Annotated in this window: 12 protein-coding genes and 1 pseudogene; 5 read left to right on the plus strand and 8 right to left on the minus strand. The window is 49.4% G+C overall.

The genetic code is table 11. The features are described 5' to 3' along the window. From AC6R0S_RS04615 to AC6R0S_RS04635, 5 genes and pseudogenes are all read right to left on the minus strand, one after another. A pseudogene (locus tag AC6R0S_RS04615) lies at positions 1-296 on the minus strand (helix-turn-helix transcriptional regulator); the annotation flags it as partial. Between the two features lie 163 nt (positions 297-459). Further along, positions 460-1,461 (minus strand): S1 family peptidase, encoded by a 1,002-nt coding sequence (locus AC6R0S_RS04620; RefSeq protein WP_500637346.1) that lies wholly within the window; start codon positions 1,459-1,461, stop codon positions 460-462. A 74-nt stretch (positions 1,462-1,535) separates the two neighbouring features. After that, positions 1,536-2,537, minus strand: coding sequence for a S1 family peptidase (locus AC6R0S_RS04625; RefSeq protein ID WP_500637329.1), 1,002 nt, complete (start codon positions 2,535-2,537; stop codon positions 1,536-1,538). A 103-nt stretch (positions 2,538-2,640) separates the two neighbouring features. Continuing rightward, on the minus strand, positions 2,641-3,759 hold the full coding sequence (gene gcvT, locus AC6R0S_RS04630) for a glycine cleavage system aminomethyltransferase GcvT (protein ID WP_500637330.1): 1,119 nt from the start codon (positions 3,757-3,759) through the stop codon (positions 2,641-2,643). A gap of 259 nt (positions 3,760-4,018) precedes the next feature. After that, entirely contained in the window at positions 4,019-4,642 is a 624-nt protein-coding gene (locus AC6R0S_RS04635) for a helix-turn-helix domain-containing protein (RefSeq protein WP_334551502.1), read from the minus strand. Positions 4,643-4,963: 321 nt separating this feature from the next. Between AC6R0S_RS04635 and AC6R0S_RS04640 the strand changes: the two genes are divergently transcribed. From AC6R0S_RS04640 to gcvP, 3 genes are all read left to right on the plus strand, one after another. Then, positions 4,964-6,259, plus strand: coding sequence for a serine hydroxymethyltransferase (locus AC6R0S_RS04640; protein ID WP_500637331.1), 1,296 nt, complete (start codon positions 4,964-4,966; stop codon positions 6,257-6,259). Positions 6,260-6,293: 34 nt separating this feature from the next. After that, a complete protein-coding gene (gene gcvH / locus AC6R0S_RS04645; RefSeq protein WP_334551500.1) occupies positions 6,294-6,674 on the plus strand; it encodes a glycine cleavage system protein GcvH in 381 nt (126 codons plus the stop codon). Positions 6,675-6,759: 85 nt separating this feature from the next. Continuing rightward, positions 6,760-9,630, plus strand: a complete 2,871-nt coding sequence (gcvP, locus tag AC6R0S_RS04650; protein ID WP_500637332.1) for an aminomethyl-transferring glycine dehydrogenase — start codon at positions 6,760-6,762, stop codon at positions 9,628-9,630. A gap of 134 nt (positions 9,631-9,764) precedes the next feature. Here gcvP and AC6R0S_RS04655 read toward each other — a convergent pair whose 3' ends face one another. Then, positions 9,765-10,550, minus strand: a complete 786-nt coding sequence (locus AC6R0S_RS04655) for a heparin lyase I family protein (protein ID WP_500637333.1) — start codon at positions 10,548-10,550, stop codon at positions 9,765-9,767. 390 nt (positions 10,551-10,940) lie between these two features. Between AC6R0S_RS04655 and AC6R0S_RS04660 the strand changes: the two genes are divergently transcribed. Both AC6R0S_RS04660 and AC6R0S_RS04665 read left to right on the plus strand, forming a co-directional pair. Then, positions 10,941-11,744: a polysaccharide lyase family 20 protein gene (locus AC6R0S_RS04660; RefSeq protein ID WP_500637334.1), complete on the plus strand. Its 804-nt coding sequence runs from the start codon at positions 10,941-10,943 to the stop codon at positions 11,742-11,744. A 497-nt stretch (positions 11,745-12,241) separates the two neighbouring features. After that, positions 12,242-14,998, plus strand: a complete 2,757-nt coding sequence (locus AC6R0S_RS04665; RefSeq protein ID WP_500637335.1) for a cation-translocating P-type ATPase — start codon at positions 12,242-12,244, stop codon at positions 14,996-14,998. A gap of 99 nt (positions 14,999-15,097) precedes the next feature. On the opposite strand, the gene AC6R0S_RS04670 is transcribed toward AC6R0S_RS04665, so the two are convergent. Both AC6R0S_RS04670 and AC6R0S_RS04675 read right to left on the minus strand, forming a co-directional pair. Continuing rightward, a complete protein-coding gene (locus AC6R0S_RS04670; RefSeq protein WP_500637336.1) occupies positions 15,098-15,571 on the minus strand; it encodes a GNAT family N-acetyltransferase in 474 nt (157 codons plus the stop codon). Then, on the minus strand, positions 15,568-16,194 hold the full coding sequence (locus AC6R0S_RS04675; protein ID WP_500637337.1) for a DsbA family protein: 627 nt from the start codon (positions 16,192-16,194) through the stop codon (positions 15,568-15,570). The genes AC6R0S_RS04670 and AC6R0S_RS04675 overlap by 4 nt, the downstream gene beginning before the upstream one ends. Between the last annotated feature and the right edge of the window lie 107 nt (positions 16,195-16,301).

Here is a 16,301-nt window from a genome sequence, read left to right on the forward strand (position 1 = left end):
AAGAGTTGCGTAGAAGGCACCTCTTGTGGGCAGTTAATCACGATCTCACGCGACACATGGTCATTGTTCGTTTTTGCTTGGCTGTACAGTTCAAACTTTTCTTCGTCGATGTACTGAAAATCGAAGAGTACAAAATCACCTAACAAGCTGCTATCGAAGTGCCCCGACTGCAAATCTTCCATGGTGACAATGTTCACTTTGAGGTGTAATCCCTGCTCAAGAGAATCTCGAAACAGTTTTGATTGCATACTTACGTCTGATAAAAGCGTAATTTGGTAGTGATGTCCATTTGTCATAGTAATAGTCCTAGCTCAACCCATTCACAATTTAAAACTATCGTTTAGCACAGATTAGTCAACGTGGATGATTGAGACATTCCTCAAGTTTTATACGCAATTACTCCAATATTCAGATATTTATATTGATTATCTCATTTTTAAGAATCGAAACAGATCGATTTTAACCTTGTGATCTTTCTCTCAAGTGCCATTTCAGCGTGCCAAAAAGTAGCAATAAAACCAAAAAGAGTAGACCTGAGCTCCCTCCACCACCGCCACTTGATGGAGAGGACGTCGTTTCAGTGCTGTAGACCAAACGACGCTGGCCATTGCTTGTCACCACATAGGTTTTTGGCGTTTCTTGCCCGTTAATGACCCGCTCGATCCAATCCTGATAATCGTACACATCGGTAAAAACCGAAGTCACACTCACCGATTGATCACCACACTGAGAAGGACCAAAACTGGTGATCCCCACCTGAACAAACTCGACGCCATTGTCCCAATAGACAGGGCCTCCGGAATCGCCACTGCACGTCGAGTTTCGGTAACCGGCTGAGATCTCACCACTGAAACAGAGTTGTTTGCTGGTAATATTACTGCCAAACTCGCTACGGCAAGTGGCGGTGGAGACGTAGTCCAGCGTCGTATCTCGCGCTTGCGTGCCGCCATCAGTACCACCTTCGATCAAGCCATGCCCGACGGCTTTAAAGGTATCGCTATCACTGAAGCTATTGTTGACTGTTGAATTGATAAGATAGGTGTAGTCGCTCGCACTGACCGCCGTTTCGAGCTTGATGATGGCAATGTCATTCGGCCAAAGCGCCGCTTCACTGTTTTGGTAGTTATCGGGGTAATAGAACTCGCTTGCGCGCGCTTGTTCTGCGTTGAGAAAATCATCCTCATCATCAAGCCCCGGCGCGACGACGGTGTAGAGCATTAAATCATCATCACCATAAATGCAGTGCGCCGCCGTTAACACGTAACGACTGTTTATGAGCGTTGCGCCGCAAAATGAGGAAGGCTGATAGACGCTGTCCGTTTTATAAAACAAGCTGGCAAAGGTGGGGTAATCCGTTAAATCGGTCGTCGTGCCATTGACAATATACGGCGAGATTTCTGCGGCACTTACACAGGCGGTGGACACCATCATCGCCCACCCTGCCACTCTCCATCGACCCATCATGCTCATCCCTCACGACACTCTACTCAATAAGTTTAGTTTACGAGTGTCGCTTGTGAGAAGATCGACGCCATTTAAGCGTGACGACGTTGACCAAACAGAACAAGTGCCAATAAGGAGAAGAGGCCAAGGCTACCGCCGCTACCAGAGGAAGAGGTGGTTGTTGTATCTGACACGACATCTGCGCTATCAATCACCGTACCGCTGCTCGTTTGGTATAAAGTCCGTGTACCATTTGACGTGGTCACATAGTACTTGGCGGTCTCACCGCCACTGATCACCGACTGAATCCAACTATCGTAGTCATACACCTCCGTAAATACGGAAGAGTAGTCATAAGCCTTCGCTCCACACGTTTTGAATCCCCAACTGGTGATCCCAATTTGCACGTAGGCGGCACCATTGTACCAAAACACTGGTCCACCAGAGTCCCCTTCGCATGTGGAGTTTTTGTAGTTACCGGACACTTCCCCATCAAAACAGAGCTGTTTGTCGGAAATGCTCGAATCGCAGGTCGAACTTGGTGAGATGATATCGAGAGAGGTAGCTTGGAGGTAGCCACTGCTGGATTGATTCCCCTCAATTAAACCATGACCGATAGCGATAAAATTATCGCTCGATTTCGATTCAACATACGTATCGTTGGCTATGCTGTTGAGCGAAGCACTGTAGTCTGGATTACCACTGATCGTTGATTCAAGTTTTAAGATCGCGATGTCGTTTGGCCAAGGGGCGGAATCAACATAAGTGTCCGGATAATAGTACTCTTTCACTCGGTATTTATTGGACGTGCTCAAATAGTCGGCCGTATCTTGGAGTTGGGGAACCACCCAGTAGTGAAGCATCTCACTCTCGGCACCGTACACACAATGCGCCGCTGTCAGCACGTACTCAGCGTTGATGACCGTCGCGCCGCAGCGATAACCATAGTAGGCGTCATCATCAAAATATAAACTCGCAAATGAGGGATAGCTGCTTACTGAAACATCATCACCATTCACTATATAAGTAGACACATCGGCGGCATAGAGCGGGGTCGCGAGCATGACACCCAATAAGAGAAATACGTTTTTCATTCAATAAATCCTTGAAACAGCAGCCTTGATTCTACCCAATTATTGATACAAAAAAACCTCTCCGCAGAGAGGTTTATGCACAATATCTATCATTAAACCATGATTAACCGCGATAGTATCTCTGCGGGACAAACGGCATTTTTTCTACCGTCATGGGCAGTTTTTTACCACGAACCTCGGCAAACAGAGTGGTGCCGATGCTGGCTAGATCGGCGCGGACATACGCCATAGAAACGGGCTTGCCGGCATTCGGGCCTGCGGTGCCGCTGGTGACGATGCCGATTTTGTTGTCTGATTCATCAAATAACTCAGTGCCTTCACGAACCGGCGCTTTGGTTTGACCCACAAGACCGACGCGCTTGCGCGAGACATCTTTCGATTCAATTTGACCAAGAATAATGTCGGCTCCTGGGAAGCCCCCTTCTCGCTCGCCGCCGATGCGTCGCACTTTCTGGATGCCCCAAAGCAAACTAGCCTCAACCGGTGTAGTGGTCGGGTCAAGGTCATGGCCGTAAAGACATAAACCACACTCTAAGCGCAGAGAATCGCGCGCGCCTAGGCCAATCCATTCTACCTCACCTTCCGCCGTTAAACGGGTCGCCAACTCTTCCGCGTGTGAGTTCGGCACCGAGATTTCAAATCCGTCTTCACCAGTGTAGCCGCTTCGGCTGATCACGCACTCCACACCCAATAAGTTGAGGCGTTTGACATCCATAAAGACCATATTCGCTACATCAGGGTTGAATCTTGCCAATACGTCCACCGCTTGCGGGCCTTGAATCGCAAGTAAGGCGCGATCTTCAATCACCTCCAGCTCCACACCCGATGGCAAATGTGCTTGCAAGTGATCGATGTCTTGCTGTTTGCATGCTGCGTTAACCACGACAAACAAGTGATCGCCTAAATTGGCCACCATCAAGTCATCCATAATGCCGCCGTTGTCGTTAGTAAAAAACGCGTAGCGCTGATTGCCTACAGGCAAATCAATGATATCGACAGGAACCAAAGACTCAAGGAAGGCCGCAGCCCCTTCACCATGCAATCGCAATTGTCCCATGTGGGACACATCAAAAAGTCCGGCAGCGTCTCGGGTATGAAGATGCTCTTTCTTAACGCCGAGTTTGTATTGCACAGGCATATCATAGCCAGCGAACGGTACCATCTTTGCGCCCGCTTCAACATGCAGAGTATGAAGAGGGGTTTTCAGTAATTCTTGAGTCATTGTTGTCTCCATGTGATCCGGTCCGTTTTCCTTGAGAGGAAACCTTGTTTCCAATAATAAACACGACGATGGCGAGAATGCACCCTAAATAAGAGCGGGAGAAGTGAAAGTGTGACATTTAACATTAAATTCACAACAGGGCATCATCAATAAAAACGCCGCCTTGAGCAAGATTCGATCAAAGCGGCGTTATTCTACGCATAAACAACCCAAAAGCAAACGTTTGCTTTCACTATAAGAAATTTACATTTGATTCACGTTATTTGGCTGTCACCCACAAAATATGCGCGTCTTGCTCACTGGTTGAGATCAACATGTGGCCCATATTGGCGTCATAATAGACGCTGTCACCCACTGTCAACTCAATCGGTTCATAAAACTCTGAGTAGAACCGAACCGTGCCCGATAAGATCAATAGAAACTCTTCACCATCATGACGAACCCAGTCACTGTACTCTTCAAAACGCCTCGCGTGGACGCGGCTTTTGAAAGGCATCATCTTTTTATTGGACAATTGAGTAGCCAGCAATTCGTGTTCATACGTCTGCGTGGGGTGCGGTTTGCCGTGCCCAACTCGGGTGACATCTCTTCGCCCTGTTGCGACCTTTTTTCTAGGTGGCTCAAAGAGTTGTGGCATATCTATCGCCAACCCCGATGCCAACTTTTGCATCGCTTGGAAAGTCGGTGATATTTGCTCGTTCTCAATTTTACTAAGCGTTGAACGCGCGAGCCCAGTGCGTTGACTGGCTTCCTCAAGCGTGATGCCTAACTTGCTACGAATCTCTTTGATGCGCTCGCCTAACTTAAGCGGCTCGATGTTTTGATCACCCGCTTCCTTCGCTAGGGTGATGGACGGGTACTCATCGTAGATATCTTCTGACATGTTTCCCTCAGTCATACTTTCTTCACTTCCTATTTGGATTTCATTGTGCCCCAAGGTCGTACAACTGGAAAGGTGAGGATAGGAAATATAGTGTGCACTCGTTAACAAAAGCCGCAAGCGTGTTTCCAATAGGAAATTTTTGGTTGATTGTTGATGCAACTCCCGCTATGTTACCAACTTGTTAGTTGTCGAGATGCATTTTTACCCCAGTGTTTCGCACCATTTTTGCGACCAAGTTGGGTTTTCCCCTCTCTTTTCGGGGCATGGATTTACACAAAATTTAGTCAGCACGCTGACGACTCAATTGGAAGGTCATCGACTATGAACAACACCTATCACAATCATCGCTTAGAGAATTTTTTCTCAACTCAACTCAGTGCCACCGACGACGCCGTCTTTGCCGGTATTCAAGCGGAGCTGTCTCGACAAAACGAACAGATCGAGTTGATCGCTTCAGAAAACATTGTGTCAAAAGCGGTGATGCAGGCTCAAGGCACCTGCCTAACCAACAAATACGCAGAAGGTTACCCAGGTCGCCGCTACTACGGTGGCTGTGAGCATGTCGATACGGTCGAGGCCATCGCTATCGAACGCGCAAAGAAACTTTTTCGGTGTGAATACGCAAACGTTCAACCTCACTCTGGCGCACAAGCAAACGGCGCCGTCATGCTCGCACTGTTGCAACCGGGTGACACCATTTTAGGCATGTCTCTTGATGCAGGCGGCCACCTCACACACGGCGCAAAACCTGCGCTATCGGGTAAATGGTTCAACGCAGTGCAATATGGGGTGGATCGCGACACACTCGAAATCAATTACGACGATGTCCGTGCACTGGCAAAAGCGCATCAACCTAAGCTCATCATCGCGGGCGGCAGCGCCATTCCTCGTACGATTGATTTTGCTCAGTTTCGCGCGATTGCTGACGAAGTCGGCGCTTTGCTGATGGTCGATATGGCGCACATCGCCGGCCTTATCGCTACTGGCGCGCACCCAAGCCCTCTTCCCTATGCTGATGTCGTCACCACAACGACGCACAAAACCCTACGCGGCCCACGTGGTGGCATGATTTTGACCAATGATGAAACCATCATCAAAAAGATTAACTCTGCTGTCTTCCCTGGGCTGCAAGGCGGACCATTGATGCATGTTATTGCAGCGAAAGCGGTGGCGTTTGGTGAAGCACTCGGGCCAGAGTTTAAGACTTATATCAATTCGGTGATCAGCAACGCAAAAGTTCTTGCCGAGGTGTTGCAAACTCGCGGGTGTGACATTGTGACAGGCGGTACGGACACGCATTTGATGCTCGTCGACCTGAGGCCAAAAGGGTTAAAGGGTAACAAAGCAGAAGAAGCGCTTGAGCGTGCCGGGATCACATGTAACAAAAATGGCATCCCATTCGATTCTGAGAAGCCTATGATTACATCGGGCATTCGATTGGGAACGCCTGCGGGAACCAGCCGCGGCTTTGGCGCTGAAGAATTCAAACTTATCGGACAATGGATTGGTGATGTTCTGGACGGGTTAGTCGATAACCCAGACGGAAATACAGAAGTAGAGCAACGCGTTCGCAAAGAAGTGAAAGCCTTGTGTCATCGCTTCCCACTGTACCAATAATCAATTTTATCTTAGTTATTTTGGAGATTAAGCAATGGACAAAACACTGAAGTTTGCAGATAGCCATGAGTGGGTACGTGACAACGGTGATGGCACTGTAACTATCGGTATTTCTGAGCACGCTCAAGAAATGCTTGGCGACGTGGTCTTCGTCGACCTACCGGAAGTAGAAGACGAGATTGAAGCCGGCGACAGCTTCTCGTTGGTTGAATCGGTTAAGGCCGCTTCTGATATTTACGCGCCGATCACCGGTGAAATCATCGAAATCAACGAAGAGCTCGAAGACAGCCCAGAGCTAATCAACGAAGAACCGTATGAAGGCGGCTGGATCGTCAAAGTGAAGATGTCGGATCCTTCTGAGCTTAATGACCTAAAAGACGCCGAAGAATACCTAAACTCAATCGAAGACGAGTAATAAGCACAACAGCAAAGCTGCCCCCATCTAGGAGGCAGCTTTTTTTCACGGTTCGCTCAGCGAACTTTGGAGCAGGTAAAGGACAATGACTGAATTACTTCAAAGCCTCAGCACACAAAATGAGTTCGTTGCTCGCCACAACGGCCCAAACACACAAGACCAACAAGCCATGTTGGCGGCCATCAATGCCACCAGCTTAGATGCTCTGATTGAGGAAACGGTGCCGCCGCAGATTCGTCTTGAGCAGCCACTGAGCTTGGCCCCAGCCAAGAGCGAAGCGGATATGCTGAGCGCTATGCGTCAGTTCGCCGATCAAAACCAAGTCAAGCGCACCTTCATTGGTCAAGGCTACTACAACACCTTCACGCCCAACGTGATTCTGCGTAACGTGATGGAAAACCCAGGTTGGTACACGGCCTACACGCCCTATCAGCCGGAAATCTCACAAGGACGTTTGGAATCTCTGCTCAACTTCCAACAGATGGTGATGGATTTAACCGCGATGGACATCGCGAACGCCTCCCTTCTGGATGAAGCAACTGCAGCAGCAGAAGCGATGACGCTGTGTAAACGCGCCGGCAAGAGCAAGAGCAACGTCTTTTTTGTTGCCGATGATGTGCACCCTCAAACGATTGAAGTCGTCAAAACGCGTGCAAAATACATCGGCTTTGATGTCACCATAGGGTCACTGGACTCTCTCCCAGAACAAGACGTATTCGGTGCCTTGGTTCAATACCCTGGTACCACAGGCGAAGTGCGCGATTTGAGCGACGTGATCGCCAAAGCGCAAGCCAACAAAACACTGGTTGCGGTTGCGACCGACCTACTCGCGTGCGCACTGCTTAAGCCAGCGGGCGAAATGGGCGCAGATGTGGTGATTGGTTCAGCGCAACGTTTCGGCGTACCTATGGGTTACGGCGGCCCACACGCAGCGTTTATGGCGACGCGTGACAAACACAAGCGCACCATGCCAGGACGCGTGATTGGCGTATCCATTGATGCCAACGGCAACCAAGCCCTGCGTATGGCGATGCAAACCCGTGAGCAGCACATCCGCCGCGAAAAAGCGACATCGAACATCTGTACCGCGCAAGCACTGCTGGCCAATATGGCGTCGTTCTACGCGGTTTACCACGGCGCACAAGGTCTACGTACCATCGCACGCCGCACGCATCACATGACAGCAATTTTAGCCGCTGGCCTGACCAAATCTGGCTTCGAGCTGGCGCACAACAGCTTCTTCGATACCATCACCATCAATTCAGGCAGCCAAACAGAGGCGCTGTATGCTAAAGCACAAGCGGCAGACATCAACCTGCGCCTGATCGCAGATAAAGCGCAACTGGGCGTGAGTTTGGATGAAACCACCACCACTGATGACATCGCCGCGCTATTTGACGTGTTTGGTGTGAAAGAAGAGATCAACGGACTGTCGTCAGAAATCGGTGGCAATGAGTACGCCGCGATTCCTGAAACACTACGCCGCACGTCAGCGTACCTAACGCACCCAGTCTTCAACACGCATCACAGTGAAACGCAGATGATGCGTTACCTCAAGCAGCTTGAGAACAAAGACTTCTCACTGACACACGGCATGATCCCGCTCGGCAGCTGTACTATGAAGCTCAACGCCGCAGCCGAGATGATTCCTGTCACTTGGCCTGAGTTCGGCGCTCTTCACCCGTTTGCGCCACTAGAGCAAGCCGCAGGCTACGCGGCATTGGCGAAAGATCTGAAAGAGAAGCTGTGTGAAATCACAGGTTATGATGATTTTTCATTGCAGCCTAACTCTGGCGCGTCGGGTGAGTACGCGGGTCTGATTGCTATTCAGCGTTACCATGAGAGCCGTGGCGAAGGTCACCGTAATGTGTGTCTCATCCCAAGCTCAGCGCACGGCACCAACCCTGCGACGGCCTCAATGGTGTCGATGAAAGTCGTGGTGGTGAAATGTGATGAAGACGGCAACATCGATTTGACCGATCTGGCGGACAAAATTGAAAAGCACGCTGACAACCTCTCTAGCATCATGATCACCTACCCTTCCACACACGGCGTGTACGAAGAGCAAGTGAAGCAGGTGTGTGAAATGGTGCATGCGGCGGGTGGCCAAGTTTATCTAGACGGTGCCAACATGAACGCGCAGGTAGGTTTGACCTCACCGGGCTTGATTGGCTCTGATGTCTCTCACCTCAACCTACACAAAACCTTCTGTATCCCGCATGGTGGCGGTGGCCCGGGTATGGGCCCGATTGGCGTCAGGTCGCATCTCGCTCCTTTCTTGCCAGGTCATATTGAAAACGGTGTTGAAGGTAAAGAGTTTGCCGTCTCTGCCGCGGATCTTGGTAGTGCATCTATCCTGCCTATCTCTTGGGCGTACATCGCGATGATGGGCGAGGCTGGACTCACTGAAGCCACTAAAGTCGCAATCTTGAACGCCAACTACATAATGGAGCGCCTGCGCCCTCACTACCCTGTACTTTATCGCGGTAAGAACGGCCGAGTGGCGCATGAGTGCATCATCGACATCCGACCGCTAAAAGAAGAGATCGGCATCAGTGAAGAAGACATCGCGAAGCGTTTGATGGACTACGGTTTCCACGCGCCTACCATGTCATTCCCCGTTGCCGGCACCTTGATGGTTGAACCAACGGAATCTGAAGATCTGGCTGAGTTGGATCGTTTCTGCGATGCGATGATTGCCATCCGCGAAGAGATGAACGCCGTTAAAGAAGGCGCTTGGCCACTCGACAACAACCCACTGGTCAACGCACCGCACACACAAGTGGATTTGGCGAGCGAACACTGGGATCGCCCATACTCACGCGAAGTGGGTTGCTTCCCATCCAGCGCGACTAAGCAATGGAAATACTGGCCAACCGTCAACCGTGTCGACAACGTCTACGGTGACCGCAACTTGATCTGCTCTTGCCCGAGTATTGAGAGTTATGAAGGGTAAGTGACGTAGTGATCACAGATAACCAAGTTGGAAACCGATAACTAAGTTGGAAACTAACTTGAAAACAAAAGGCGAACCATTTGGTTCGCCTTTTGTGACCCTGTAAATAATTCTGTGTAACTGTCGCGCCCACATTAGTGAAGTAAGCCTTCTCGGCTATTTGCCCTAGAAACATTCTTATAGAAAACAGTTTGCGTTGGTACAATATCATCTTTTGTCGGCTTAATAGTCTTCGAATACCTAATCCTATAACGCTCTATAAATGAGCGATATATTCCATATTTAAAATATACCGTGCTCGCTTCCATAGTCTGCCCAGAATAATCAACCTTTTGTTCACCATTCACCCATACACGGAACCAACCGTTATCATCTCGTGTCCATTTGACATCTATCTCTATTTTGTGCCATTTACCTCTCAGTTCCTCTTCAGATATCAAAGGATATAGTTTACGAGTACCCCCCCAAACTTGGTCATCCAAGGAGTAGCCTCCATCTGCGTTCTGAAACATCCAGACCGGGTGAGAGTTCATTTGATGAAACTGTCCTAACGCTACCTTAGTCGGGTAAATATTCGTGTAATTGTCTGGAAAGTATATTTGCCAGCCATACCAATAGTGATCGCCATCATGAGTTGTCTTGCTTCTTTCACTAAGTTCACTTCTCTCTCTATCTTTCTTACAATCATTCCAATCTTGATTGCTAGAGCAATCACCATATCGGACTTCAAATCTCTCAACTAAGGCATCTGGTTTACTCTCAAGTAAAGGATCAACGGTCAATGTGTACCCATAAGACTTATTGTTTAACGAACGTTGAAAGTCTCCAAAATTACCCCTCTCTACCTCATTGACTGAAGAGCAAGCGACGAGAGAAGTCAGGGAGATTATGAAAAAGCATACTTTGTGTAGTAACGACATATGTGCACTCTTTATTGCATTTATAGAATCATCGAGTAAATATAGCAGCGAATATACATATGATCATGGAGGGTGTTTTAGCTGCTCTTACAACAAAAACATTTACGCAGATATCAAAGTATTTTTGAGTAGAAGCAGCAAGAGATAATTGCGAGCCAAAAAACGGTCAAGTCATAGCAAGTCTTCACTAATAGTCGCAAACACCTCCACTCAAACGAAGCGCCTATAAGCTCCTCGTCCTTCCCATCCATCACCCTACAGCAAATTAAACGCCAGTGTTCCAACAATGGCACAGGGCACAGACGCTTAGGCGATTTCAACGATATACTTCTCGAACCATCTCATCGGTTTATTGACCTCTTTTTCAGTGGTGGCAGGTCTGCGTTTATCATGAAGTTACTTTTACCCATTCTTCTGGCGCCACTGTTGATAGCGTGTGCTGAGCAATCGGTCGCTCAATTGAGTTGCCCTGATATCAAACCCGATGACACGGCGCATCAATGGCACAGTCCGTATGATGATTTGCAGGGTTGGGGAAGCCATTTTGGCTACCCGCACTCTGCGATGATAGTCCAAGATCCGATGGACTCAAGCGATAATGTACTGCGATTAGAATTGCGAGACGGCGATCAATTTCGTACGCGCTCTGGGTACGCCTATCGCGCGGAAGTGTACGATCGCTATAAAGCACCGTTCAATCAGCCAATACACTATCGATTTAAAGTGCTGATCAATGACCAATGGCAATACGACGATGTGCGCGCTTTAATTGCGCAGTGGCATGCCACGCCTGATCGTCATCTGAATGAAATCAGCCGTAGCCCAAACCTTGGGATTGAACTACGTAATGACCGCTTTTTGATTCGCTCCCAAACCAGTCAGCTAGCGGTGAACACCGACAACAAACACGGCATGACGAGAACTCAGCACTACCTCAGCGCGCCTATCGAGAAGAATCGCTGGTATCAGTTTGATGTCAAGGTGAAGTGGACGCCTAACTCTGACGGCTACCTTGCCATTATGATCAATGGCCAATCCGTCGTGAACCACCACGGGCCAACCAGTTATGTCGATTGTCTCGGCCCCTATTTTAAAGCAGGCATTTACCGTGACCACAGCGTCAACACCTTTGCTCTGCTGTTGGATGACTACTCTCGAGCCTTGATTGAGGAATCCAACACGGATTTGGAATAAGCCATATTCCAAATCTACGATCCTTATCTACTAAAATGGCGCTCAAACCGACTTTTCTATCATTAGTCGTTGCTCCTACGCGTTAAACCATGCTCAATCTTGAGCATGGTTTCGACGCAACTGCACGCATTGGAAACCGTGCCATTGTGAAAGTTACTTTCACAATTCGGAAATTTGGAAGCCAAATTTCCGTTAAACTCATGTCTTATTTATACTTGCTTACACTAAACTGCACCTTTCCCTCAGCCGATCTCACTTGACCTGACCTGCATCATAGAAGTGCTCTACTCCACCTGTTTGCCTTTTGAAAGATAATTACAAGCCCATCCACTTTTTAGTAGGTTATTTATCTCTGAACTAGATAATTGTCATTCAATATGACTTTAACCTTCCCCCAAGGAACATGCTTTTGCAGAGATCTTGATTTTCAGATTCAGCGATTTTTTCTATCAGTTGGTGATTTTACTGATATCGACTGAATCCAAACGGAGCAAACGATGACTAAAAAGTGGTTTACTGAGTCGGTTGACGCTACAAAAGAGGTGCTTGAAACCTCCATTGAGCAAGGCTTAACAGCGCAAGACGTCGCGAACCGACAATCACAATACGGTAAAAATGAACTGCAAGAGCAAGCCGGCAAATCCGCGCTAGAGCTTTTCCTTCACCAGTTCAAAAACCCTCTAATCTTTATCCTCGGTATTGGCGCGATAGTGTCCTTTTTTACCGGACACCTCGTCGACGCCATTGCGATCACGGTGATCATCTTCATCAATGCCATCATCGCATTTTGGCAAGAGTTCAAAGCGCAAAAAGGGATGGAAGCCCTACGCGAGATGGCGGCGCCTACCGCGCAAGTAAAACGTGACGGCCAGTGGATGGATATTCCGGCCAAAGAGATCGTGCCGGGAGATATCCTAAAAATCAGCACCGGTGACATTCTTGCCGCCGATGTGCGCATTATCGAAGCCAACCGCTTGTCGATTGATGAAGCGGCGCTCACAGGTGAATCGGAACCTGTCGATAAGAAAGTCGAGGTGATCGATGATGCCACGGTTGGTCTTGGCGATCAACGCAACATGGGCTTTATGACCACCATCGTCACGTCAGGTACTGGCTTAGGTATTGTGGTCAACACGGGTATGAAAACCGAAGTGGGCCACATCGCCGATATGATGGCGAACACCGAAGAGACCAAAACGCCAATGCAAGAGCGCATGGATACCATCGCAAAAATCTTGATGGTCGCGGCGCTCGCCGTCGTGGCTGTGGTGTGTGGTATTGGTCTTTATCACGGTATGCCGTGGCTTGAAATTCTTAACACGGGTATTTCGCTCTCGGTCGCAGCAATTCCAGAAGGTCTGCCAACGGTTATCTCGATTGTATTGACCATGGGCTCCACGCAAATGGTGAAGAACAACGCACTGGCTAAACAGCTCTCTGCGATTGAAACGCTGGGCTCGACTACCGTCATCTGTTCAGACAAAACCGGCACGCTGACTCAAAACCAAATGCAGGTAATGAAAGCTTACGATGTGAGCGGCCGCTATTGGGAAGTGAGTGGTAAAGGCTTTAGCCCAGAAGGTGAATTCAAACCACTCGGTCACCATATTGACGCCAAGCAAAGCCCGGAAATGATGAAAGGCTTAGTCGTCGCGACCCTGTGTAACGACGCCGAATACCTCAAAGATGGTGACCAGTCTAAAGTGCGCGGTAACCCAACCGAAGGCGCTTTGATCGTCGCAGCCGCCAAAGCAGGCCTAGAGCAATCTGAAATGCTGAGCACGGGCGGTTACTCTATTGTTGAAAAGTTCCCGTTTGATTCAGCGCGCAAAATGGCGTCCGTGATTGTTCGAAGCCCTGAAGGTAAGCATTTCCTCGCCATTAAAGGCGCACCCGATGTGGTATTGAACCACTCCGCCGGTTTTATGGTGGATGGTCAATATGTATCTAAGCTGCCGGTGAGCGCGACGGTTGGTAACTGTGCCCTAAAGACTGATGTTGCGGATTCCATCGTGACCAACTATGAGGCGGCGATTCAAGATTTTGCCCACCAAGCGCTGCGCACGTTGGCGGTCGGTTACAAAGAGTTAAGCGATGACGATCTCAAACGCGATCACAGCGAGCTTGAGCAAGAGGTCATTCTGCTAGGTCTTTACGGCATCATGGATCCACCGCGCCCTGAAGTACGCGCTGCGGTAGACAGCTGTTTCGATGCGGGCGTTCGCACTGTGATGATCACCGGCGACCACGCATTGACCGCCGCCGCAATTGCACGTGAGATCGGCATTATTCGCAGCGAGAAAGACCGCGTCGTCACCGGTGCTGAGCTCGATGCGATGGACGATGACGAATTGCGCCGTATATGCCCACAAGTGGCCGTGTTTGCTCGCGTGACGCCTGAGCACAAACTGCGCATCGTTCAAGCTCAGCAGTTCAACAATGAAGTTGCTGCGATGACAGGTGATGGCGTCAATGACGCTCCAGCCTTGCGCCGTGCTGACATCGGTGTTGCGATGGGTATCACAGGTACCTCGGTCGCCAAAGATTCCGGTGATTTGATTCTGCTGGATGACAACTTCAGCACCATAGTGAAAGCGGTTCGTCAAGGTCGCCAAATCTTCGATAACCTACGCAAGTTCATTCGCCAAGCTCTGACGGCGAACGTCGGTGAAGTATCGGTGATCCTATTTGCTTTCTTGATGATGGGACCAGAGGCGATTTTGCCGCTCACGCCATTGATGATCTTGTGGATTAACTTGGTTTCAGATGGCCTACCGGCACTGGCTCTGGGTGTTGATCCAGAAGAAAAAGATTTGATGGAACGCAAACCTCGCAAGCGTAACGAGAGCTTCTTCAGCAACCACTTAGGCACTCGCATTGTCACCCGTGGCTTGGCCCTTGGCGCAATGAGCTACTTAGCGTTTAACTGGGCGCTAGACAATGGTTTTAGTGCAAACTACGCACAAACTATGGCCTTTGCGATGCTGGTGTTTGCTCAGCTGTGGCACCTGTTTGACTCGCGCTCATTCACGACCTTGTTCCGTAAGAACCCATTGACCAACAAGTCGCTGCTTGGCGCCGTTGCTATCTCAGCCACGCTATCGCTTAGCGTCATCTATACCGGTATTGGTCAGCTGATCTTCAGCACTGAAGCCTTGCAAGGTGGTCACCTATTTGGTGTCATCATGGCCGCCTCTCTGCCTACCTTGATTCTGTCGGCGATTAAAGAAGTGACGAAGACCAAACTCGTCTAAGCCCTGCGCCGCCACTCAAACGGCTCGACCCTGTCTAGAAAAATTCAGACACGGTCGAGCCGTTTTTTTCTGGTACTTATCCCTTTTTATACCAACGACTTAAGCATGAATGGTCGCTCTCATGATGTGTTGCGGGCCGGCAGAACCACCTAAATAGATCTTGCCAGTATCGACAAAGCCGCTTTTGAGATAGCAGGCTTGCGCGCCGGGATTTTTGCAGTTGACCGTAAGGTAAATCGTCTCAAACTGCGGATAATTGGCGACGAGATACGGCATCAATGCGCGAATCGCTGCTTTGCCATACCCTTTACCTTGATGAGCGGCGTCGATGGCAAACGCTCTGAGCCCCATTGCGTGATCGGGACAAAAGTCGTAGCGGCGACGATAAGCGATATCGAGTTTGAAAAAGCCGACTACGTTATCGCCGGCCAGAATCACATGCCGATGTGTGGTTGGGCAATGATCGGAGAGAAACTCCTCGGCGGTCCCCGCAAACTTCACTTGCGCTTGGGGTAGCGTGACCCCTCTTACGCCATCAATGGTCTGTTCACTGAGTGGCTCAATAGAAATCATGATTGCTCCTCCAACACCGAGCGCACGAGGGTAACTGTATTGTGTGCATCACGATAATCCACGGCTATGGGATAAACGTTATCCTCAATGCGTAACACCAAAGAAGGGAACCCATTCGCGCCAATCTGGCGAGAAAAACGAATCTCATCCAGCAAAGACTGGTTGAGCTGCACACTGCGATAGTCCTCTTCAAAGCGCGTCATATCCAGCCCAGCCTGGCTGGCGAGTGCAAGCAACACCTCATCATCACTGGGATTTTTCGCCTCAAGATAATAGGCGCGTTGAATCGCGTTGATCATTACCAATTCGGCGTCTTGCTTGCGCGCCGCCATGGCAGCGCGACATGCAGGGTACGTTGAGCGCCTTGGCGTGTTCCTGCTCCAAAAATCGTAGTTAAATGGCGTGCCGAGCAAGTTTTCAATTTTGCGCCAGTAGGAGGCAATTTGCTCTCGCATCGCCATTGGCATCGGCTCATCACTGTCTGGTGCTAAACCGCCAACCACGTACTGCACGCTAACCGTACCTGAGAGTTGCTGTTTGACTTGCTGCCAAACGGGTTGATAGCCCCAACACCATGAGCACATCGGATCGTAAACATAATAGAGAATGGGCGCGCTTTGCATCTGAAGGTTCCTGAAATCCATATTCACCTTCAGTGTATCAGCCTCAGTGATGAATGCCTAAAAGGTATCCTGTATGTTGGCCAAGAGGGTGATTTGATTGTCACAGC

Source organism: Vibrio sp. R15-SG3-ISO1B (assembly GCF_059833835.1).